Source organism: Massilicoli timonensis (genome assembly GCF_900199515.1).
Taxonomy (GTDB): domain Bacteria; phylum Bacillota_I; class Bacilli_A; order Erysipelotrichales; family Erysipelotrichaceae; genus Massilicoli; species Massilicoli timonensis.
This window is the reverse complement of sequence record NZ_LT963434.1, coordinates 1395573-1418632: the sequence shown is the minus strand read 5'-3', so window position 1 is coordinate 1418632 and position 23060 is coordinate 1395573. Positions and strand designations below refer to the sequence as shown.

Below are 23060 nucleotides of genomic sequence, written 5' to 3'. Positions count from 1 at the left end.
GCAGGGGACGGGGTTTTGGTTTTGTTCATTCTTATTTCATGTTATAATAATGAAGATTGCGAGGGATAACATGAAAAAAGGTTTGTTTATCACATTTGAGGGAAATGATGGAAGCGGAAAATCCACTATCAGCAATATGCTGTATGAGGCACTTAAAAAAGAAGGCTATCCGGTCATATTAACAAGAGAGCCGGGCGGTGATCGCATCGCCGAAGCCATCCGTAATCTGATCCTTGATCCAAACAATACCGATATGGACGCACGCTGCGAGGCGCTTTTATATGCGGCCAGCCGTCGTCAGCATCTCATTTCCAAAGTCGTGCCGGCAATAGAAGCAGGCAAGATTGTTTTATGCGATCGCTTTATCGACAGCTCTCTCGCATATCAGGGCGTTGGCAGAGCCATCGGCTTTGACGCCGTATATCAGATCAATCAGTTTGCGATCGACGAACATATGCCTGACCGCACCCTGTTTTTGAAACTATCTCCCGAAGAAGGCTTGAAACGCATTCAGGATCGCTCGTTCAAAGATCGTTTAGATCAGGAAAGCCAGGCATTCCATGACCGGGTTGCCGAAGGGTATCAGCAGGTACTGCGCCAATTTCCAAAGCGTATCCATATCATAGATGCGTCACAAAGCATAGAACAGGTATTTCAGGACTGCTATGAAGAAATCATGGCATTGGTGAAAGAACATGAAAACGGAAATTCGTGATTTACAGCCGATCGCCTATCAGACGCTTACCCGCGCGCTGAAGCAAGATCATTTGGCACATGCCTATTTGTTTCATGGTCCAAAGGGCACCCTGAAAAAAGAAACGGCATTATTTCTGGCGAAATCACTGAACTGCCAAGAAACAGAAGCATGCGAAGTGTGTGAAACATGCAGAAGGATCGAAGCAGGACAGCACAGCGATGTTCTTTCTTTAAGCGGAGAAGCAGTCTCCATCAAAAAAGAGGACATGATGAAGCTGCAGCATGAGCTGAACAAAACCGCTCTGGAAAAAAACGGCCGCAAGGTCTATATCATCGAGCGCATGGAAAATGCTACGGCAGAAGCACAGAACGCATTGTTAAAATTTCTTGAGGAGCCCGCAAATGATCGTTTGGCGATTCTTTTGGTTGAACAGCTGGATCGAGTACTGCCGACAATCGTTTCCCGCTGCCAGATCATCACATTTCACCCCTTATCCAAAATAAGCTGTTATCGCAAATGTCTGGAGCTGGGAATGGATGATTTGGATGCTTACCTGCTCTCTGAATTGAATCGCAGTGCACAAGCCTGTATGAATGAAGCACAAAGCGAGTATTATCAAAATGCCCGCAGCTGTTTTCAAAAAACGATAGATGTGCTTTTCGATGGAATTGACGACGCAATGTTGATCTTGCAGTTAGAAGGCTTTTGTAAAAAACAGAAAGAAGAAAAAAAGTGGCTGCACGCTTTGCTGCAGTTTTATCGGATCCTGTTTGAGGACAGTATGAAAGCGCAGTGCGCCTGTCAGGATCCATGGTATCAAAAACAGCTGGCGCTGATCGCACAGAAACGCTTCGATCGCAGCGCTCTGCTGACGATCTTATTGGAAAGTGATGACTTGCTGCTTCGATCGGTAAATGTCGCAATGCTGATCGATCAGCTGATGTATCGTATAAAGGAGGTTCTCTCACATGAATGAAAATAAAAGCCATAAGCCGCAGGAACCGCGCACTTATCGCTATTTCGCATATGTTTGCTTCAAAGATTCTAAAAAAATGTATTCCTTCGGCTGTGATGATGATCATTATCAGGTCGGTGATCAAGTCGTAGTAGAAACCATACGCGGACAGGAACTGGGTACGATCGTAAAAGCATGTACACCGTTCATCGTCAATCAAAACGGCTTGGAAACAAAGCCGCTGCTGCGCAAGGCAACCAAAGAAGATCAGGAAGCGGTAAAGATCAATGAGGAAAAAGCCAAAGAAGCGCTGGTCATCTGTGATAAGCTCATCCATAAGCTGGGATTGGAAATGAATTTGATCGAAGCGGAATATACGCTGGATCGCTCTAAGATCATCTTTATCTATGTTGCCGATGAACGCGTCGATTTCCGAGAATTATTAAAGGAATTGGCAGCTGTGTTCAAGTGCCGCATCGAGCTGCGGCAGATCGGTCCCCGCAACAAAGCGAAGATCGTCGGCGGTCTGGGCAGCTGCGGTATGGAAACCTGCTGTTCTCGCTTCTTGAATGATTTTGAAGTTGTATCCATCAATATGGCTAAAAACCAGTTGCTGGCGCTCAATGTATCGAAGTTAAGCGGACAGTGCGGAAAACTGATGTGCTGCCTGCGCTATGAAGATGAACAATATAAAGAACTGCGGCAGGGCTTGCCGAAAATGAATGCACAGGTAGAATACAAAGGACAACGCTATCGCATAACGAGCATGAATGTTTTGCTTCGTCAGGTCAAGATCGAAAATAAAGAAGACGTGCAGTTTTTAAGCTTTGATGAATTGTGGCCAGATTTAGGCAAGCAAACGAAACAGGAACACACGGCAGCTGCAGAGGAAAACAAACCAAAAGGAACGAAGCGGCCTTCAGCAATGAAAGATGTGACAAACGAAAAAAAGCGTCCTGCGGAAAAAAAGAACACCGTTGAACAGCCAGCCGCTAATCAAAAGCAAAAAGGACAGAGGGAAGAAGGAAAGATGCAAAGCGGCCAAGATAAAACGCGGCGTCGGCGTAATCATCAGCATCGGCATCACCATAAACCAAAAGACAGTGAAAAGAAAGGATAAGGTGCTGCCATATGTTTAGACAAAAAAGCTTTGATGAAAAGACAGCAACTTTGTATTTAGTGGCAACGCCGATCGGCAATTTAGATGAATTTACCACACGCGCCATATCTGTTTTGGAGGAAGTCGATGTCATCGCCGCAGAAGATACCCGCAATACGATGAAGCTGTTGAATCATTTTCATATTTCAAAAAAACTGGTCGCCCATCATGCCCATAATGAAAAAGACAGCGCGAAAGGTCTGCTTCGCTATTTGGAAGAGGGAAAAGATGTAGCGGTCGTCAGTGATGCCGGTTATCCACTGATCTCTGATCCCGGCTATGAAGCAGTCAGAACCGTATTAGCTGCCGGATACAGCGTCGTACCGATTTCCGGCGCAAATGCGGCAATGAATGCACTGGTTGCTTCCGGTCTAAGACCGCAGCCTTACTTATTCTATGGTTTTTTGAAAAGCGGAACAAAGGAGCAATGTGAAGAACTATATGCCTTAAAAACGATGCCCTATACGATGATTTTCTATGAGGCGCCGCATCGAATCACAAAAACACTTCAAAACTGCTTAGAAATATTGGGGGATCGCAATATGTGCTTAGCACGGGAATTAACGAAGCGGCATGAAGAATTTTTACGGGGAAGGATCTCAGAGGTGCTGGAGGCAGCGAAAGAATGCAAAGGGGAAATGGTCATCGTCATGGAAGGCTGTTTAGAAAAGAAAGAAAAAGCAATCGACAGCGCGATATTAAACGATCAGATCTCTCGCTATCTGGAAGAAGGATTATCGGCAAAAGATGCGATCAAGCGTGTTGCCAAAGAATTTGGGATCGCAAAAAACGAAGTCTATAAGCATTATTTGAATGAGTGGTCTTGATCAAATAGCATGTGAAAGGAAAGCCGTACACAAAACGGCTTTTTCTATGCAAAATCGTTTCAAAACCATTAAAAAACGATGCCTTCACGAGCAGAAAAGTGATGACAAACAAATGAAAATCATTTACATGCAGATAAATAGTTGAATGTTCAACTATCTAGTGCTATCATAGTAAAAGACAGGAGGATTCGACAGATGAAAGACAGTGATATTTTAATGGATACCTCGATCTTATATCGCTGCACCCAAAAGTATTATGACAAATGTCTGGAAGCCTATGACATCAATTTCTCTCATTTGCCGATCCTGATTCAGATTTATGAACATGAAGGCATCGCGATGAATCGCTTAGCAGATATGTGCGGCTATGACAAGGGAACGATCACCAAAAGCATACAGAAGCTCATGCAGAGCAATTATGTCGCAATGGCAAGTGACGAAGCGGATAAGCGTGTAAAGCGTTTATATACGACCGATCAAACCAAAGGAATGATCGCCCAGCTTTATATGGTAAGAAAAGACTGGTGGGAGCATTTGACGCAAGACATGGAGGAGGCGGATATCACTGCTTTTTCCCGCATTCAATCGAAGCTTTGTGAAAATGCACGCAGCTTTGATGATGTAAAGAGAGGATCGCTTAAGCTCTTTGAGATGCAGAAGGTGTCATTTCGCGACTATCCCGGCAATCTTGCCTGTGTTCTTTATACCGGCGGCTGTAATTTTCGCTGTCCGTTCTGTAAAAACAGCAACCTCGTCTATGTAAGCGAAGGTCAAAATGAAATCAGCGGCGATACGATCTTCTCTTATTTAAGCAAACGAGCAGGTCTGATCGACTGCGTCACTTTAAGCGGCGGGGAACCGCTGATGCACGAGCTGCGGCCGTTTTTAAGCAAGCTGCATGATCTCGGCTACCGGATCAAATTAGATACAAACGGCGCATATCCCGCTTATTTGAAAGAGCTGGTTAGAAACGGTTATGTCGATTATGTGGCGATGGATGTTAAGAACGGGTGGACACGCTATGGGGAAAGCGCCGGCATTGATGATCTTGATTTTCATTTGATCCAAGAAAGCATTGATTTTTTGAAGCAGGGACTCGTCCCCTATGAGTTTCGTACGACGATCGTCAAAGAACTGCATGAAAAAAGCGATCTGCTGGAAATGAAAGAACTACTGCGCGGTGCCAAGAAATGTGTATTGCAGGTATTTGAGGACAATGGGCAGATCATCCAATCCGGTCTGCATCCGGTCAATATGGATACGATGCGCACCTTTCAGGCAATTCTTGCGGAAAGTGTCGCTTGTGTGCAGATCAAAGAAGGAAAGGAGCGTGACGGCATGTGTATGAAGTAATGAAGCGTGACGGCAAGAAAGCGGCGTTTGATATTGCCAAAATTACCGCTGCCATCCAAAAGGCTTTTCAGGCAACCGGCACCAGCATCCATCCTTCGGTCATTGATCTTTTGGCGCTGCGGGTAACTGCTGATTTCGACAGCAAGATCAAAAGCAACGCCGTTCAGGTCGAGGATATCCAGGACAGTGTAGAGTCCATATTGATCCAGTCCGGCTATCACGAAGTTGCCAAGGCTTATATTCTTTACCGTAAGCAAAGAGAAAAAGTACGCGATATGAAATCGACGCTGCTCGACCACAAAGAGATGATCGACAGCTATGTAAAGGATAAAAGCGCGCTGACACACAACGACGCCACCGCTCCTTTTTCAATGGGAGGTCTGATTTTCAGCAACAGCGCTGCGATCAGCAGAAATTACTGGCTTTATGAGGTGTATGATGAAGAAATCGCCGAGGCGCATCGAAACGCAGATCTGCATATTCACGATTTATCCATGCTGAGTGCAGTAAGCGCAGGCTGGTCGCCGAAGCAGTTGATCGAGGAAGGTTTAGATGGGCTTTACAGTGAAGCGAGTGCCAAACCGGCTCGTCATTTGTTTACTCTTTGCAATCAGCTGCATACCTTTTTAGGCATCATGCAGAACGAATGGGCAGGCACACAGTCCATGCTTTCCTTTGACACCTATTTAGCGCCCTTTGTAAAATGGGAACAGCTTTCCTTTGAAGAAGTGAAAAATGCGATGGAAGCATTGATCTACGGCATCAATGCACCAAGCCGATGGGGCGCACGACTTCCCGATATCCATATTGCGTTTGACTGGCATGTGCCAAAACATCTTGCCGATCGAAGAGCGATTGTCGGTGGGGTTTGTGCCGCGTTTACTTATGGAGAATGTCAAAAGGAAATGGATCTGATCAATCAGGCATTTTTCAGTGTATTGTTAAAAAAAGACGGCAAGCAAAACCCGTTCCGCTATCCGATTCCTTTTTATCCGGCAGAAGCCATCCTAACAAGCGATCACCCAAACAAACAGCTGCTGTTTCAGCTGATCAAAGAATGCGGCACACCGCGTTTGATCAATGAACAAAATGCAGATATAAAGGCGCTTTGGCAAGGCATGAACGTTCATCAAGCTAGTGCAAATCAGCTTTCTCACGCAGCCGGCGAACAACTCAGCGCTGTGCACAGCGGCTCGATCGGAACGGTTACGATCAATCTGCCGCGCATCGCTTATTTGGCGGAAGATGAAACGGATTTCTATGTGAAGTTAGATAAGCAGATGGATCTGGCGGCACGCGCTTTGCAAATGAAGCGCAGTGTATTAGACAAACTCATGGAAGCAGGCTTATATCCTTATACCAAACGCTACCTGCACAGCTTTGCGAACCATTTTGCCACGATCGGCATCGTCGGGATGAATGAAGCCGGTATTTATGCGAACTGGCTGAAGCAAGATTTATTGCACGAGAAAACACAGGCGTTTGCGAAAGCTGTATTGACCCATATGCGCGTAAAGCTGATCGGTTATCAAAAGCAGTATGGATGCGCTTTTAATCTGGCGGAAACAATGCAATCGACCTGTCTTCAGCGCTTTGCGAAAAGCGATCGCAGCCGTTATCCGCAAATGGAAAAGGACATGCATGCAAGCGATGTCTACAGCGCCGGCGTCTTTCTGCCTCCTCATCCGCCTTCCGACCTCTTTGAGCAGATGGATCTGGCAAACACATTACAGCCGCTCTTTACTGCCGGCCCTTTATTCACGATCCATTTAGAGGATCCGCAGACGGATACCGAAATACTGGAGCTATTGGTAAAAAAGGTATTGAAACACTATCGGCTTCCGTATTTTCAATTATCTTTATCCACACAATGAAATGATAGTTTCTTTACTGAAAACATATCTGAACAATCAAAGAAGCGATCTTTTCACAAAGCGAAGGTTTCTGCCTTCATTTCATCCAACACATTGTAGGAGAAAATTGTAAAATTTTTGAAAATGAAGTTTCCTACTGGAAATCAAATATGAATTTCGTTAAAATATACCTGTTTGTGCAAGAAGAAAACCGATTCTGAAAACAGGCAAAATGATCAACTAAGAAAGGAAGAGAATTATGATTACGATGATCCAAAAAAGAGATGGACGCGAAATCCATTTCACCCCGGAAAAAATTACACGGGCCATTTATTTAGCAGCCAACAGCGTAGCATCGCAGGAAGGAAAGGAAGCGGACTACACAACTGCCGAACTTTTGACGACTAAGGTCATTCATTATCTTGAATCACACTTTGACGCGACCCCTAATGTAGAGGATATTCAGGATGCGGTCATTAAAGTGCTGATCGAAGAAGGACATGCGAAAACCGCAGAGGCATACATTTTGTATCGTGATCAGCGTTCTCGAATCCGTAACTCCAAATCCCGCATCATGAAAGCGATCGGACAGATCACATATGCGGATGCCGATGGTGAGGACGGCGATGTCAAGCGTGAAAACGCCAATATTGACGGTAATACCGCAATGGGTACGATGCTGCAATACGGCAGCGCCATTTCTAAAGAATTCTGTATGAATGAAGTCATGAATCCGCTGCATGCGAAAATGCACGAAAACGGCGACATTCATATTCATGATATGGACTTTATGAATATGGGTACTTTGACCTGCTGTCAGATCGATCTGAATAAATTATTTAACGGCGGTTTCTCAACAGGACACGGTCATCTGCGTGAACCGCAGGATATTTTAAGCTATGGGGCATTAGCGGCGATTGCGATCCAAAGCGATCAAAATGATCAGCATGGCGGACAGAGCATTCCATCCTTTGACTACTATTTGGCACCGGGCGTACGCAAAACCTTCAAACGCGAATATATCCGCAATTTAAGCCGTGCTTTGGAAGTGCTGGTCGATGATGAAATCGATCTGAAGGATAGCTTAGAAAACCAAATCAAAGCATGGGGCATGCAGCCGGAAATCGATATGAAACAGGAATATTTAGAAAAGCAGCGTACTTTCTTGCACGATACCTATCATATCGGCAATAAACAAATGGATCTGATCGAGGAATTTGCTTATCGCAATGCTTTGAAAGACACTGATAAAAAGACATTCCAGTCAATGGAAGGCTTTATCCATAATTTGAATACGATGCACTCTCGTGCCGGCGCACAGGTTCCTTTCAGCAGCATCAACTTCGGCACCGATACCAGCAGTGAAGGTCGTATGGTATCGAAAAATCTGTTATTAGCACAGGAAGCAGGTCTGGGCAATGGGGAAACACCGATCTTCCCGATCTTGATCTTCAAAGTAAAAGAAGGCGTCAATTACAATGAAGGCGATCCAAACTATGACTTGTTCAAGTTAAGCTGCCGCGTTTCCGCAAAGCGTTTGTTCCCGAACTTTTCTTTCTTGGATGCACCGTTCAATTTGCAATATTATAAGGAAGGAGATCCGGATACGGAAGCGACTTATATGGGATGCCGTACGCGTGTGATCAGCAACTGCTGCGGACCGGAAATCGTAACCGGACGAGGCAATTTGTCCTTTACTTCCATTAACCTTCCGCGTTTAGGCTTAAAGCACGGTGTGGCATTAAACGGTAAATTCGATGAAGCCGGTTTCTTCCAGGAATTAGATGAGAAAATCGATTCTGTCATTCAGCAGTTATTAGAGCGTATGGCGATCCAGGGACAAAAGAAAGTGAAAAACTTCCCGTTCTTAATGGGACAGGGTGTATGGCTCGGCGCTGATAAGTTAAACTGGAATGATACGTTAGAAGAAGTGATCAAGCAAGGTACTCTTACCGTTGGCTTTATCGGCTTAGCGGAATGCTTGAAAGCGCTGATTGGAAAACATCACGGAGAAAGTGATGAAGCGCAGGCTTTAGGCTTAAAGATCATCGGTCATATGCGTGATCGCATGGATGAGGCGATGAATCAGTATCATCTCAATTTCTCTTTGATCGCCACTCCGGCAGAAGGATTATCCGGACGCTTTACGCGCATTGATAAAAAACTTTACGGTGTGGTTCCGGGCGTTACCGATCGTGAATATTATACCAACAGCTTCCATGTACCGGTTTACTATCACATCGGCGCCTTTGAAAAGATCGAACGAGAAGCACCATATCATGCCTTTACCAATGCCGGTCATATTTCCTATGTAGAGGTGGACGGCGATCCATGCAACAACTTGGAAGCATTTGAAGCAATCGTAAGATGTATGAAAGAAGCCGGCGTCGGCTATGGCAGCATCAATCATCCGGTGGATCGTGATCCGGTCTGCGGATACAGCGGAGTGATCGAAGGACATGTATGCCCGAAATGCGGCCGTGATGAATACAAGAGCGAAATGAAATTTGAAAAGATCAGACGTATTACCGGCTATTTAGTAGGTACACTTGACCGTTTCAATGATTCCAAGGCGGCTGAAGAAAGAGATCGCGTAAAGCATGCTTAGTGTAAGGCTTGCTTCTGATCTGCAAAGAGACAGTATCGTTGATGGACCGGGCTTACGCATGGTGCTTTGGACACAAGGCTGTCCCCATCACTGCCCAAACTGTCATAATCCTCAGACACACGATCCAAACGGCGGTGTATCAGTGGATGTAACACGTATCATCGAGGAGATGAAACAGATCCGTTTACAAAGCGGGCTGACCTTATCCGGCGGTGAACCCTTTGATCAAAGCGCGGCGCTGATTCCGATCGCTGTCTTTGCGAAAGAGGAAATGAAGCTCAACGTCTGGGCATACAGTGGTTATACATTTGAGGAACTGCTGTGTGACAAAGAGAAAAAAGCACTGCTGGAACATATAGACGTATTGGTAGACGGACGTTTCATTGAAGCACAAAAAGATTATCGACTGCGCTTCAAAGGATCCAAAAATCAGCGGATCATTGATGTGCAGCAGTCGCTGGCAAAGCAGCAGGTGATCTTGAGCGCTTATGATGAGGTCAATCAGCATCTTGATGAATAGACCATAAAAGGAACTTCTTTGCATGAGGTTCCTTTTTTGTTATCGTATAGATTTGTGTTCATTAGTAGGTTTTTATAACAGACAAAATAAAAAAACTTTAAGATTTTTCATAAAAGCGCTTGCAGTATCGTTAAAATGCGTTATGATGATAATAGAGATACCCTTTACAGATCTTTCTGTAATAACTGAACAAATCATAATGAAGAAAGGAGGCTTATTATGCTGGGCATCATCATTGCATGTATCTGCATCGCGGTTGTCATCGCGGCACTTTGCATCGGCATTCCGAAAATGGAAAAAGGTTATCGGAATGTTGCTTCCAAGAATAAAAAGTTTGAGGAACAACACCCTTCCTAGAAAGGTACTGCCTTTGTGAAGTAGTATTTCATCATGCAGATAAAGAAAAAGACTTTTCGCAGCCTGATCTTTTGATCGCTTGCGACAAAGTCTTTTTTTATGAACGTATGCTCGTTGATCTTATACGTTTTTATGCATTCTCTTTATGTCATATAAAACGCACATATGATGATCATTTTCTGATCGTAATTTTATCTTCTTTTTCCACATGTCCGATCAAGACGGAACTATTCGGATCATGCCTATGTGTATTTTCTGCTATCTTCGATTCATCATAATTGGCATAACAATAGCGGCAGCGATAGGAACAGGCATTGTAATCGCCAATATCTACGGTAGGCAGGCAGCTGCAGTTTTTCCGTACGCTTTTCCCTTTTTGAAAATAAATTGCCGTATGTAAGCGATCATTCAGATCTGCTTCCGCAAAACAAGGTCGATTTTCGATCCCATATTCCCGCAAATCCATATTTTCCGCACACGTCTGCACCCTGATCTGATGCTTTGCGGCACTGTCATAAAATGCCTTTGCCAGTTCCCGGCAGGCTGCCTCTTTCGGTGCGTACATTTTGATTTGGATCGCATGGCTGCGCATATTGCGATAATCATCTACAAAAGAGATAATGATCGTATCCACATAGCCGCTTAGTTTTTCACACAAAGAAGCAAACGCTTTTTTATGATAAGCAAGCGTATAGCGTTCCGTCAATAAAATCGGATCATAACGAACGATTACCCGTTTTTTTCCCAGTTTTTCAGAAAGGGTGCGAATTGCGGATAAAATCTGTTTTTTATCAGGGACAAACGGCTCTATATCCTGATGATACGGTGTCAATGTAACATGCACCAAAAACGGGAATGGAATCGCATCGAGTTTCTGTAATAACGGCAGGGGATTTTTGGTACAGAATACAATGCAGTCAATATGCTTCTCATCTAAAAGGATACGCGATATTTGATGCTGATCATATGGATTTCTAACATCGACAAAACCGATCTTTAGCCGATTGAAAAACCACTCGGAATAAAAGGCCGGAATGTCACAGCGGCCGCTGACAAATAAGATCATCGCCATCACCTCTTCTATCATTGTATCACAGAATCAAAAAACAGGCGTGTGCCTGCTTATGATCACGAATCAATTATGTTCCTCCTGTTTTTGATCAAATACTTTACGGCGCTTCGTTGATAAGCGCATCAATTCCTTTAACTTTTCTTCATCATCTTCGGCCAGTGCCTTTCTAAGTGATGCCAAAGCTTTCGAAAAAGCATCGATCTCTGCCAAAAGCACCGGCTTATTTAAGAAAAATAACTCGCTCCACAGCTGTTCATTGATCTTCGCAATTCTAGTTAGATCACGAAAACTATCACCGGTATATTCGGCCAGATGTGTATTATCACTTGTATTCATCAAAGCAACCGCTATGATATGCGTCAATTGAGAAAGAAAGCCGATCATGCGGTCATGCTCCTGCAAGGATAATATCGCTGTATGATGAAATCCTAAAAGATGCGCAAATTCTTTCATAAAAGCAATGGCAGCGCTACTGTTTTTTTCTGTTGGTGTAATAATGAAATTGGCGATCTTGAAAATAGAAGGATCACTGAATCGATTTGACGATACTTCTTTACCCGCCATCGGATGTGCACCGATAAATTCCAGATCATTTCGCAGCGCCGCTTGAATAGAAGGGACGATCGCCGCTTTTACTCCGCTGACATCGCTCAGCAGCGCACCGCTTTTGATATATTGCTGATATCGGCTGATCCAGGGAAGGATCGCACTTGGATAAAGTCCAAATAAGATGCAGTCCGCCTGTTTGATCAAAGCGATTACCGTACCTTCATCATCTGTGCATGCTCCTTTTACGATCATCTGTTTTTCTAAAGCGTAGTCGATCGCTTCCTGCTCTTGATCGATCGCAAAGACCGAATAGCCCGCTTTGCTTAATCCCATTGCATAACTGCCGCCGATCAAACCTAAGCCGATGATCAAAAACCGGGTATCCTGTTTAATTTTCATCCTGCAGCACGACCTTTCCTCGGATGCGTTCCAGATCAGCAAAGAAATGCGGATAAGATTTAGAAATTGCCTGCGCCCCGATAATGACACAAGGCTTCTTACAAAGCGTCGTCGCAACTGCTAAACTCATGACGATGCGATGATCATTATGCGCCTCGAGTGCAACGCCGCCTTGATAAGCAGGACTTCCCTTTATCCAGATCTCATCTTCACTGCTGGAAATTTCCACACCTAATTTTTTTAGTTCTGTTTCCATTGCCGCGATTCGATCACTTTCTTTATAGCGCAGCCGTTTGGCATGATAAATATGCGTCATACCTTTGGCAAATGCGCCCAGTACCATTAAGATCGGTCCAAGATCCGGACAGTCGGCTAAATCAATTTCACTTCCCTGTACTTCACCACCGTGAATCACGACATTTTCCTTCGTTTGATCAATGATGATTCCGCTTTTTTCCAATATCGCTAAGATTGCCTGATCTCCTTGCTTCGAGGTGACTGAGAGATTTGATAAAGTGATTCCCTTATGTAACGCTCCTAACACCGCAAAAAACGCAGCCTGTGAATAATCACTTTCCACCCGATCATGCGCCGCTTGATACTGTTGATTTCCTTTGATCATAAAGCGATTGTGACTTTCTCGCATGATCTCAATGCCGAATCGTTTTAGAACATCGATCGTCAATTCCACATAAGAAGCGGATTCAAACGGTTCTTTTACGGTAATTGAGGAAGCAGCGGGAAGCAGCGGCAATGCAAACAATAATCCGCTGATAAACTGTGAGCTGATATTTCCTTCCAGTACATAATCGCCTGCCTGTAAAGGTCCCCGCACGACGATCTGTTCTTTATTTTGTAAAAATGTCAGCCCTTGTTTCGCAAACAACTCTTGATAAACACTTTGCGGACGTTCCAACAATCGCCCTTTTCCGGTAAAGATCATGCTTTGTTCAGACAGTGCAAATAAGGGAATCAAAAAGCGCAGCGTCGAGCCGGATTCATTGCAGTCGATCATCTTCTGCGGCAGATCTTGCAACGTCCCAATCCCTTGAATCGTCAAAGTCGTTCCTGATTCTGTGATCTTCGCCCCGATCGTTCGTATCGCTTCAATGGTAGCCAAAATATCCTTTGAATAAGATATATTTTCAATGATACTGGTGCCGGACGCCAAAGCGGCGGCGATGATCGCACGATGGCTGAGTGATTTACTTGGCGGAATGACACAGGTGCCGAAAGGAGTGCAAGGATATACGATTGCTTTCATCCTAATTCCCTTTCGACGATCTTTGCTGCTTTTCGACATTTTTCAATGATCTCTTTGAAGCGTTTTGGCTTTACGCTTTGCGCACCGTCGCTCCATGCACATTCCGGATGGTCATGCACTTCAATCATCAAACCATCTGCGCCTGCCACAACTGCCGCCAAGCTCATCGCTTCTACCAGTTTCCAATCGCCGGTCGCATGCGATGGATCAATGATGATCGGCAGATGTGTTTTTTCTTTGATGATCGGAATGACGCTGAGATCTAATGTGTTGCGCGTATATTTTTCAAAGGTGCGAATGCCGCGTTCGCACAAGATGACATTGGGGTTGCCCTGCGCCAAAATATATTCTGCCGACATGATCCACTCTTCGATCGTATTTGCCAGCCCTCTTTTTAACAGTACCGGTTTTTTCGTCTTTCCGACCGCTTTCAATAAAGAAAAGTTTTGCATATTGCGGGCGCCAATCTGAATGATATCCACATGTTCGACAAATTCCTCCAACTGTTCGCTGTCCATCAGTTCTGATACGATCGGCATACCGGTTTCTTTTTTTGCCTGTTCTAAATTCATGATGCCTGCAAAACCTAATCCCTGAAACGCATATGGGGAAGTACGCGGCTTATAAGCGCCTCCTCTTAACATATCCGCTCCCGCTTCTTTTACTTCCTTGGCAATGCGGGATATTTGTTCCTGTCCCTCGACTGAACAAGGTCCGCCGATTATGACGATCTTCTCTTTTCCGCCGATCTTGATACCATTTACATCTACGATCGTATCTTCCGGATGAAATTGCCTGCTGGCCTGTTTATAAGGAACGGCGATACGCGTAACTTGTGAAATATAAGGATCTGCTAAGATCGATTTTTCATCTAATGTGGTCGTATCTCCGATCAGTCCCAATATATGATAATTGGCGCCACAGCTGTCATTGATTTGAAAGCCCTGTTCTTCAAACTGTCTTTTGATTCGTTCCAGTTCTTTTTCGGGAATATTCGCCTTTACGGTTATGATCATAAAATTCCTCCTACATGCTGCGTCCTACAACATTGGCGATCACACGCCCTTTTTCGATCAGTTCTTTGAAGCGTTTTGGTTTTAATGACTGTGCCCCATCGCTCCACGCACACTCCGGATGGTCATGCACTTCAATGATCAAACCATCTGCACCCGCCGCGATCGCTGCTAAGCTCATTGCTTCCACCAGTTCCCAATCGCCTGTCGCATGGGATGGATCGATGATGATCGGCAGATGTGTTTTCTTTTTAATGATCGGAATGACGCTGAGATCTAATGTGTTGCGCGTATATTTTTCAAAGGTGCGAATACCGCGTTCACATAAGATCACATTCGGATTACCACCTGCCATGATATATTCTGCCGACATCAGCCATTCTTCGATCGTGTTGGAAAGTCCGCGCTTCAGCAAGATCGGCTTATTGGTTTTACCAAGTGCTTTTAACAGATCGAAATTCTGCATATTGCGGGCGCCAACCTGCAAAATATCCACATGCTCCACAAATTCATCAATTTTATCTACGCTCATGATTTCACTGACGATCGGCATACCGGTTTCTTTCTTTGCCTGTTCCAAATTCATGATGCCTGCAAAACCTAATCCCTGAAACGCATATGGGGAAGTACGCGGCTTATAAGCGCCTCCTCTTAGCATATCCGCTCCCGCTTCTTTTACTTCTTTGGCAATGCGGGATATTTGTTCCTGTCCCTCGACTGAACAAGGTCCGCCGATTACGACGATCTTCTCTTTTCCGCCGATCTTGATACCATTTACATCTACGATCGTATCTTCCGGATGAAATAACCGGTTTACTTTCTTATACGGCTCAGATACACGCATGACGCTTTCAACCTTGTTATTTGCTTCAATGGTCTTCATATCCAAAATCGTCGTATCACCGACTACACCGAATACATTGTAACTTGTACCGGAAATCATATTGACATGTAATCCTTTTGATTCGATCATAGAAATGATGGAATCGAGATCTTTTTGTGTTGCCGTTTTCTTCATTGTAATAATCATACTATCATTCCTCTTTCGTTACTGCTCATTTGTTTGATCAACGCCATACCTGCTTCTTGCTGACAAAGTGCTTCTAATAGGCCAATGGCGATCATACTGTCTACGACGACCGCCGCCCGGTGTAAAATAGCCGGATCATGTCTGCCTTTGATCGTCAGTTTTGCTTCTTTTCCGCTTTGCAGATCAACGCTGTCCTGCTCTTGGTAAATAGATGGGGTTGCTTTGATCACCGTATGCAGATGAATTGGCATACCATTGGTGATCCCGCCGTTGATTCCGCCATTATGATTGCTTTTGGTCACGATCTTTCCTTCTTTTAATGCAAAGGCATCATTCGCTTCACTCCCATACAAATTCGCAAAGTCAAATCCACTGCCGAAGGATACGCCTTTTACCGCCGGTATCGAAAACAGCAGATGTGCAAGAATGCTCTCGATCGAATCAAAAAACGGTTCGCCTAGTCCCGCCGGCACATGGATCGCTGCACTTTCCAATATTCCGCCAACGCTGTCTTTTTGTTTTGCACAGGCTTCGATCTTTTCTATCATTGCTTTTCCACATGTTTCATCTAATGTCGGAAATGAGCGATCTTGCAAATAAGCAATCTGCGTTTCCACTTCTTCGATCGTTTGTCCAAAGCGCACATCTTCTAAATCATGCAGCTTTTCAATATGTGTTGCGATCTGTACGCCCAACTGTTGTAAGATTTGCATGGCAATGCTGCCGGCCGCAACGATCGGTGCGGTCAATCGTCCGCTGAAATGTCCGCCGCCGCGATAATCTTCAAAACCGCGATATTTTACATGTGCGCTGTAATCTGCATGCGATGGCCGCAGCAGCATCTGGGTTCGCGCATAATCCTGTGATTTGACATTTGTATTTTCAATCAGGATCGTCAAAGGTGTTCCGCTTGTATGACCGTTGAAATAACCGCTGATGATCTTTACTTGATCTGCTTCTTTTCGCTGTGTCGAAATTTTCCCTTTCGCTTTGCGCTTTTCCATCTGTCTTTCCATTAAATCAAGATCTAATGCGATCCCCGCCGGCAATCCGTCAATCACGATACCGATTGCTTCACCATGGCTTTCTCCAAACAGGGTGTACTGAATATTGCTTCCAAACGTATTTTTCATATTGTATTCTCCTATAAACAGGCTTTGATCTCATCAAAAGACATCTTTTCTATATGACTTTTCCCTGCATCGCTTACCACTACGACGTCAATCGTATGCTCCGATGCTTTTTTATCATGTGCGATATGTGTAAATACCGCTTCTTTTTCATAATCACATGTACACGGTAATCCCAGTTTCTCATAAATCTTGATGACTTGTTCTTTCAAACTTTCATTTTCAATAAAATAAAGCATACCCAGCGCCACCGCTTCACCATGATAAAGGGAATCCAGATAACAGGCTTCCATGCCATGTCCGATCGTATGTCCGAAATTTAATAATTTTCGCAGCCCGGTTTCTTTTTCATCTTGTTCAACGATATGCTTTTTAACTAATAAAGAGCGATAAATGATCGTTTCGATTTCTTCCATCGGATCTGCTCGTGAAAACAAAGCGAATAATTTTGCATCGGCAATCAACCCTGCTTTTAATGCCTCTGCCAAGCCGCTGACGATCTGTCGATGATCCAGTGTTTTTAATACTTCCGGATCAATGATGACCAAGGAGGGCTGATAAAACGCACCGATCACATTTTTCACACCATCTAAATTGATTGCGGTCTTTCCGCCGATGCTGCTGTCGATCTGTGCCAAAGTCGTCGTCGGAAAATTGATAAAGCGGATCCCGCGCATGTAAATACTTGCGGCAAAACCTGCTAAATCGCCGACTACACCACCTCCCAGTGCAATCACACAATCGCTGCGCTGAAAATCATGTGCAAGCATATAAGACAAAATTTTTTGCAATACCGTAAAAGATTTGCTGCCTTCTCCCTGTTCTACGATATAGCAATCGCAATCCGCAAGCTGTGCTGATACAAGCTCGATATGCGCCTGCGGTACTCCTGTATCAGTGATCAGCAGTACCTTTCCCTGTATTTTTACATAATCTGCTAAGTGGGCAAGCGCTCCTCGCTCTAATATAATATCATACTCATGATTTGGGATCATGACCGGTATTTTCATACGCATCCTCCTTTTCTAATAAAAAAAGCACAACTTCTGTTTCTCGTTTGTGCTTTGTCTGTATCGAAAAATCAAAAATAACCATGCTATTTATGGTTTCTCGACTACGATTCAAAATAAAAGTAAAAGAATTGTGAGAATTTCTGCATGGTCATCACTCCTATGCGTTTATTCTAATACTTTTATCTCTTACTTTCAATAGTTTTTCAATAATTTTTGAAACATTTTCAGCATTTTGATCTTTTTTATTGCCAAATCAGATTATTGCATGGCTATGAAGGAAAGGTTTGTCTGTTCTCTATTGCTTATTTTTTATAGCTGCATAAGCCAGTATGATTACAGCCGTAAGTGGGAAAACGATCCAAGATGGATGCCAGATACCGGTCCATAAACCAAAGCCACAGTATAAAACACCAACGATCGGCATAACGATTTCAAAATAGCGATCGGTCATTTCTTCTGTTTTCTTTTCTTTTTCTTTCTCTTTTTGATATTTTTCATGTTCTAAAAAGAACTGGTAAGAGGATTCTCGTAATCCGAAATAAATGAAGATATATACGGCAATGGCAACAAATATAAATAAAGAACCGCCTGTATAAACATCTTTTTCTATGATTGCATCAATTAAAATAGCCGAAATCAATGCAAAGATACAAAGAAATACACCACTTGCCATAGCAATGATAAAGTGATCATGGAACTGTTGATGCTCTGTTTCCAAATAACGATAATCTTCTTTTTTGATCGTTAATTCTTGTTCATATTTTTTATTAAACTGGGCATTTTTAATTCCATATATGATAAATATAATGACGCCTACCGCTACAATTAAAAACATACCGGCTGCACCAAGCGCATCTTTTAGCAGTATTTCATCATTTGCGATCCTTTGCATTTGCTTCATTTCTGTACTGATCAAAGGCGGCAATAAAGATAGGATACATAGCATGACGCCAATACCGATCATCTTCGCAAATTTCTTTTTGAAGGTTAAATAATCTTTCATTTCTGCCATACTGACTTCATAAAATGATTGTTGCGGGAACATTTCTTCATTCTTATTATGATCTGTTTCTTCATTCAACAAATAATCGATCGAAACAGAAAACAGTTTACCGATCTGAATCAGTTTATCGGTTTCCGGATAAGCATTATCGCTCTCCCATTTTGACACTGCCTGTCTTGATACATTCAGTTCAAATGCCAGATCTTCCTGTGACATTCCTTTGTCTTTTCTTAATTGTTTTAATTTCTCACTAAATTTCATTTTCATCACCTCGCTTTATTTATAATAAAAGCCGCTTTTTCTCACTACCAATTTTCTGTTTCTTTTTGTCAATTTCAGGTTGCGGAAACATAAATTCTATCAATTATCTTGATTGTATCACATTTTATATGCTGTTTCTGTATGAATGATCTGCTTTTATAAAAAAGAGGCTATAAAACTTCATAACAATTTCATCTTTATGAACTTGTTTGTTTCTTACAGTCTCTTTCTTGTTTTATCATTTATAATAATCCAATAGATATGATTTTCCACTCGCCTTTTACTTTCTTCAAATAAAAGTTTCTTGTATCACCGCCGTCATTATAGGTAATGCCTTCATTATTCTCATTATAAATCAGATCAAAGTCTACATAATATGTGATTTCATCTTCTTTCTCCTCTTTTTCCATTAGATGTTCGTCTTTTTCTACTACGTTTATTTCTCTTATTTTTATTTCTTTTATTCCTTTGAACAATGTTTCTGTATCTTCTGGTTTTAATGGAACCGCGAATAAATTGTTAAATCCTTCTTCATTTTTTTCATTGATATAGTTGAAGTAATTTTCTACGACTTGTTTGGAAGTCATCTTTTTTTGACAGCCTATTAGCAGAAGAAACACAGTCAAGATCAATATTATTTTTTTCATTTTATTTTCCTCTCTTGGTGCAACTATTTCTATTACAACAATTATGTTGTCCTTTCTATAATTTAATTATAAATGAATACAAATTATAAAAAAGACTTAAAAAAAATATATAAATCATGTATTATTATTTGTATAGGATCATCTATCATAAAAGATAAAAAAAACTATGGACAATCTAAAACATCATACATCATTTAGTTATCCTACCTTCTTATTGCATTTTATATTGCATGACATAACCTGAATAAAATTAAGATAGAAAAAAAGCTGTAACTTCACCCGCAATCTCATTTCTTTATGAAATTGTCTGTTTCGTTACAGCTTCTTTGTTATCTTTTATTCTGCGTAAATAATTTTTAATCGACGCTGATTGCCTTCTCCTTCACTTTGGGTCATGATATGTTCCATATCTGATAAAGCGTTGTGAATGGCTTTTCTTTCATCGGCAGGCATCGGATCTAATACTGCATCAGTTTTAGTACGCTGTACTGTTCTGGCAACCCGTTTTGCTAAAGAACATACTTTTTCATATTTATCTTCTTTATAGCCGTTAATGTCGATCAGTACTCCGATACGTTTCTTAAATTCACTGGAAACGGCAGTTTTCAACACTGTATTGATTGCCTGTAAAGTCTGTCCGTTTCTGCCGATCAAGATCGCATTGTTATCGGCATCCAGATTGATGCGATAAAAACCTTCATCATTTTCGATCGTGATCGCCACATCCATTTCGATGTTATTAAAATAAGCAGTTAAGTATGTTTTCATGAATTCTTGAATATCCGGTTCACAGTATGCACGTACTGTCACTTCACTTCCGATTCCTAAAAACCCTTTTTTCTCATCTACTAATTCATAAGTGATCGCATCGGCACTGACACCTTTTTCATCAGCAATCTGATGCAGGACTTCTTCTAAAGTCTTACCTGTATATTCTTTCATGAAAACACCTCCGTTACTTAATAAAGAATTTATCAATAATGAAATTTTGAATGATACGAGCAATGGAAGAAACCATCCAGTAGAATGACATTCCCAATGGCCACATCAGTGCGAACACCGCAACCATTCCCATGCTGACATACATCATCGTATTCATATTTTTCATCATGCCGCCATTGTTTTCCGGCTGTGCATATTTCTTTTCTTTGATGTGCATTCTCTTCTTTCTGCGCGCTTGCAGCCACATCGGAATTTTCATTGAAACAAACTGAGAAACAACCATCAGTGCAAAAATTACGATGAATGCAATATCAAATGCTTTAATACCGTCAATGGCATTGATAGAAAGATTGATACCTAAAAAGTTTCCGTTGATGACGGTATCAGCACGCTGTACTGCCTGATACATTCCTAAAATAATCGGAAACTGTAAAAACATCACCAAGATCGAACTGAATGGATTGACTTTATATTTGGAATATAGAGCCTGCATTTCCTGTGCCATTCTCATTCTTGACTGTTCATCGGTCTTGCCGGCATATTTTGCTTGAATCTTACTGAGCTCCGGCTGCATCATCTGCATCTTCTGAGAAGATACTTGTGATTTGATCGTAAATGCTGAAGTCAAAAGCTGAATGAGCAGCGTTGCGACAATGACACCGATACCGGCATCACTATGAGAAGCCACTAAATTGATCAACTGTGCAATCGGCCATACGATCAATCCGTCAAACCAGCTTCCATCTAAAGTAAACGGTGTATCCAAACTGATGATTTTTTCTGCTAAAATTTTTCCATCCTCACCGCGCGGACTGGAACAAGCGGTCAATACCACTAAAACCAAAACACATAACAGCAATAATTTTCGCTTATCCTTCATAATGTTTTTCATTGATACATTCTCCTCGCTATCACTTACTTATCTATTTTAACTTTTTTAAGCAATTTTTCCAAGCAGTTTTTATTGGTATTGTAATTTTCATCTAAATATTTTATCCGAACCAATAAAATCATGTCAAAATTGCCGTTAAAATCAAATATTTCATGCAATATCATCCGTACTTGGCGCTTCACTTTATTGCGTACAACCGCATTTCCGATCTTTTTACCGACTGAAATACCTACTCTTGCATGATCTTCTTTTCGTGGTTTTACATAAATGACAAAGGAAGGACATGTATAAAATTTCTTTGCACCCATGATTTCAGCAAATTCTTCACTCTTTTTGATACGAAACTGCTTTTTCATGTCTGATACCCCTTTCTTCATCTTTTACAAAAAAATCACCCGAAGGTGATTTTTATGCTGATAACACTTTTCTACCTTTACTACGACGACGCGCTAAGACTTTGCGTCCTCCAACAGTAGCCATTCTGGCCCTGAATCCGTGAGTTTTCTGGTGTTTTCTTTTGCTCGGTTGATATGTTCTTTTCATAATGAGCCACCTCCACTTCTATTCATTTTTTATACATAATTGAGCATTGCTTTTTGATTATATATAAATTTGCGGTATTCGTCAAGTATTATTTCATTTTTAGGAACAAGCTCCCAGATCTTTTTTCCATCTTATTTTAATAGGTAATCAATTTATTTTTCGAATGTGTTTTTCATCATTATTTTGTAATCATAAAATGATAGAATCGCCAGTTGTTTGAAAAAATCTCACATGATCTTATTTTATTGATTCATATAATAGTAGTACCTTATCTGAATATTTGATATTGATTTCAATTAAATTACATAAAAAACGCCTTTGAAGCTGTATGATCATTAAAACATATTTATTATTTCATAAGTGATCTGCTTTTCCATTATGATCATTTTCATAGCAAACATAAATTTGTGAAGGAAATATAAATGAAATAAGAACAATTTTTATTAACAAAAGTAATTGAAAATTTTACAAATGTGAATAGCAATATGAATATAACATCTAAAATAACTTCACTTTGTGAAAAATAATAATAAATAAGCTATATAAAAATGATGATTTTTCCACATTTTACTGAATTATCAACATTTTTTATAATATTATCTATAAAAATTGATAAATTTACATAGTTTATTCACAAATGATGAACAAATTATTTCACATATACGCGATTCCACTCTGTTTTCCACTGTATAGATTGATAAAATCCACTGACAATTTCTATACTTTTCCACATATTGTCATATCTGTTGAAAAGTGTTGATTCGCCTGATTTTATCATAGTATTTTTCAGCAATCAGGATGTGCAGATCCTTGTATGATCCATTTCTTTTCCACATTTTTCCACCATTTCGCTTTTCCACTGTTACTTATCCACATCCTTAGCCGGTGGATATCGGTGGAAATCTATCCAGAATACTGATTTATGCCCTCTTTTTCCTATTTTTATTGTGGAAAACTATTTTAGTTACGAAAT

The 23060-nt window shown here is 41.7% G+C and carries 22 protein-coding genes; 9 read left to right on the top strand and 13 right to left on the bottom strand.

Going from position 1 to position 23060, the window contains the following annotated elements:
* Positions 1 to 70: 70 nt before the first annotated feature.
* From tmk to C1712_RS12720, 9 genes are all read left to right on the top strand, one after another.
* Positions 71 to 715 carry a dTMP kinase gene (tmk, locus tag C1712_RS09080; protein ID WP_102268606.1) on the top strand — a complete coding sequence of 215 codons (645 nt, stop codon included), beginning with the start codon at positions 71 to 73 and terminating at the stop codon, positions 713 to 715.
* The gene (locus tag C1712_RS09075; protein WP_102268604.1) at positions 696 to 1673 is read left to right on the top strand and encodes a DNA polymerase III subunit delta; all 978 of its coding nucleotides are present in this window, start codon (positions 696 to 698) and stop codon (positions 1671 to 1673) included. Before tmk ends, C1712_RS09075 begins: the two co-directional genes overlap by 20 nt.
* Positions 1666 to 2772, top strand: coding sequence for a regulatory iron-sulfur-containing complex subunit RicT (gene ricT / locus C1712_RS09070; RefSeq protein WP_102268602.1), 1107 nt, complete (start codon positions 1666 to 1668; stop codon positions 2770 to 2772). The genes C1712_RS09075 and ricT overlap by 8 nt, the downstream gene beginning before the upstream one ends.
* Before the next feature lie 11 nt (positions 2773 to 2783).
* Positions 2784 to 3638, top strand: coding sequence for a 16S rRNA (cytidine(1402)-2'-O)-methyltransferase (rsmI, locus tag C1712_RS09065; protein ID WP_102268600.1), 855 nt, complete (start codon positions 2784 to 2786; stop codon positions 3636 to 3638).
* A 195-nt stretch (positions 3639 to 3833) separates the two neighbouring features.
* Positions 3834 to 4991 (top strand): anaerobic ribonucleoside-triphosphate reductase activating protein, encoded by a 1158-nt coding sequence (locus tag C1712_RS09060; protein WP_102268598.1) that lies wholly within the window; start codon positions 3834 to 3836, stop codon positions 4989 to 4991.
* On the top strand, positions 4979 to 6865 hold the full coding sequence (locus C1712_RS09055; RefSeq protein ID WP_102268596.1) for a ribonucleoside triphosphate reductase: 1887 nt from the start codon (positions 4979 to 4981) through the stop codon (positions 6863 to 6865). The genes C1712_RS09060 and C1712_RS09055 overlap by 13 nt, the downstream gene beginning before the upstream one ends.
* Before the next feature lie 238 nt (positions 6866 to 7103).
* On the top strand, positions 7104 to 9452 hold the full coding sequence (locus tag C1712_RS09050) for an anaerobic ribonucleoside triphosphate reductase (RefSeq protein ID WP_102268594.1): 2349 nt from the start codon (positions 7104 to 7106) through the stop codon (positions 9450 to 9452).
* Positions 9445 to 9972: an anaerobic ribonucleoside-triphosphate reductase activating protein gene (gene nrdG, locus C1712_RS09045; protein ID WP_102268592.1), complete on the top strand. Its 528-nt coding sequence runs from the start codon at positions 9445 to 9447 to the stop codon at positions 9970 to 9972. Before C1712_RS09050 ends, nrdG begins: the two co-directional genes overlap by 8 nt.
* Positions 9973 to 10191: 219 nt before the next feature.
* Entirely contained in the window at positions 10192 to 10329 is a 138-nt protein-coding gene (locus tag C1712_RS12720) for a hypothetical protein (RefSeq protein ID WP_178200331.1), read from the top strand.
* A 172-nt stretch (positions 10330 to 10501) separates the two neighbouring features.
* Here the strand turns inward: C1712_RS12720 and C1712_RS09040 are convergent, their stop codons facing one another.
* The 13 genes from C1712_RS09040 to rpmH all read right to left on the bottom strand — a co-directional run bounded on the left by C1712_RS09040 (position 10502) and on the right by rpmH (position 22087).
* The gene (locus tag C1712_RS09040) at positions 10502 to 11416 is read right to left on the bottom strand and encodes a DUF1848 domain-containing protein (RefSeq protein ID WP_245858113.1); all 915 of its coding nucleotides are present in this window, start codon (positions 11414 to 11416) and stop codon (positions 10502 to 10504) included.
* A 48-nt stretch (positions 11417 to 11464) separates the two neighbouring features.
* Entirely contained in the window at positions 11465 to 12349 is an 885-nt protein-coding gene (locus C1712_RS09035) for a prephenate dehydrogenase (RefSeq protein WP_102268588.1), read from the bottom strand.
* On the bottom strand, positions 12339 to 13613 hold the full coding sequence (aroA, locus tag C1712_RS09030; RefSeq protein WP_102268586.1) for a 3-phosphoshikimate 1-carboxyvinyltransferase: 1275 nt from the start codon (positions 13611 to 13613) through the stop codon (positions 12339 to 12341). The genes C1712_RS09035 and aroA overlap by 11 nt, the downstream gene beginning before the upstream one ends.
* Positions 13610 to 14629: a 3-deoxy-7-phosphoheptulonate synthase gene (gene aroF, locus C1712_RS09025; RefSeq protein ID WP_102268584.1), complete on the bottom strand. Its 1020-nt coding sequence runs from the start codon at positions 14627 to 14629 to the stop codon at positions 13610 to 13612. The genes aroA and aroF (C1712_RS09025) overlap by 4 nt, the downstream gene beginning before the upstream one ends.
* 10 nt (positions 14630 to 14639) lie before the next feature.
* Entirely contained in the window at positions 14640 to 15656 is a 1017-nt protein-coding gene (gene aroF / locus C1712_RS09020; protein WP_102268582.1) for a 3-deoxy-7-phosphoheptulonate synthase, read from the bottom strand.
* Positions 15653 to 16789 carry a chorismate synthase gene (aroC, locus tag C1712_RS09015; RefSeq protein ID WP_102268580.1) on the bottom strand — a complete coding sequence of 379 codons (1137 nt, stop codon included), beginning with the start codon at positions 16787 to 16789 and terminating at the stop codon, positions 15653 to 15655. The genes aroF (C1712_RS09020) and aroC overlap by 4 nt, the downstream gene beginning before the upstream one ends.
* A gap of 11 nt (positions 16790 to 16800) precedes the next feature.
* Positions 16801 to 17796, bottom strand: coding sequence for a 3-dehydroquinate synthase (gene aroB, locus C1712_RS09010; protein WP_102268578.1), 996 nt, complete (start codon positions 17794 to 17796; stop codon positions 16801 to 16803).
* Between the two features lie 298 nt (positions 17797 to 18094).
* The gene (locus C1712_RS09005) at positions 18095 to 19063 is read right to left on the bottom strand and encodes a helix-turn-helix domain-containing protein (protein ID WP_180963109.1); all 969 of its coding nucleotides are present in this window, start codon (positions 19061 to 19063) and stop codon (positions 18095 to 18097) included.
* A gap of 242 nt (positions 19064 to 19305) precedes the next feature.
* Entirely contained in the window at positions 19306 to 19710 is a 405-nt protein-coding gene (locus C1712_RS09000) for a DUF4829 domain-containing protein (RefSeq protein ID WP_102268574.1), read from the bottom strand.
* Between the two features lie 336 nt (positions 19711 to 20046).
* A complete protein-coding gene (locus C1712_RS08995; protein WP_102268572.1) occupies positions 20047 to 20652 on the bottom strand; it encodes a Jag family protein in 606 nt (201 codons plus the stop codon).
* A 13-nt stretch (positions 20653 to 20665) separates the two neighbouring features.
* Positions 20666 to 21544 (bottom strand): YidC/Oxa1 family membrane protein insertase, encoded by an 879-nt coding sequence (locus C1712_RS08990; protein ID WP_102268570.1) that lies wholly within the window; start codon positions 21542 to 21544, stop codon positions 20666 to 20668.
* Between the two features lie 23 nt (positions 21545 to 21567).
* Positions 21568 to 21900, bottom strand: a complete 333-nt coding sequence (gene rnpA, locus C1712_RS08985) for a ribonuclease P protein component (protein WP_102268568.1) — start codon at positions 21898 to 21900, stop codon at positions 21568 to 21570.
* 52 nt (positions 21901 to 21952) lie between these two features.
* Entirely contained in the window at positions 21953 to 22087 is a 135-nt protein-coding gene (gene rpmH, locus C1712_RS08980) for a 50S ribosomal protein L34 (RefSeq protein ID WP_008977969.1), read from the bottom strand.
* Positions 22088 to 23060 lie beyond the last annotated feature (973 nt).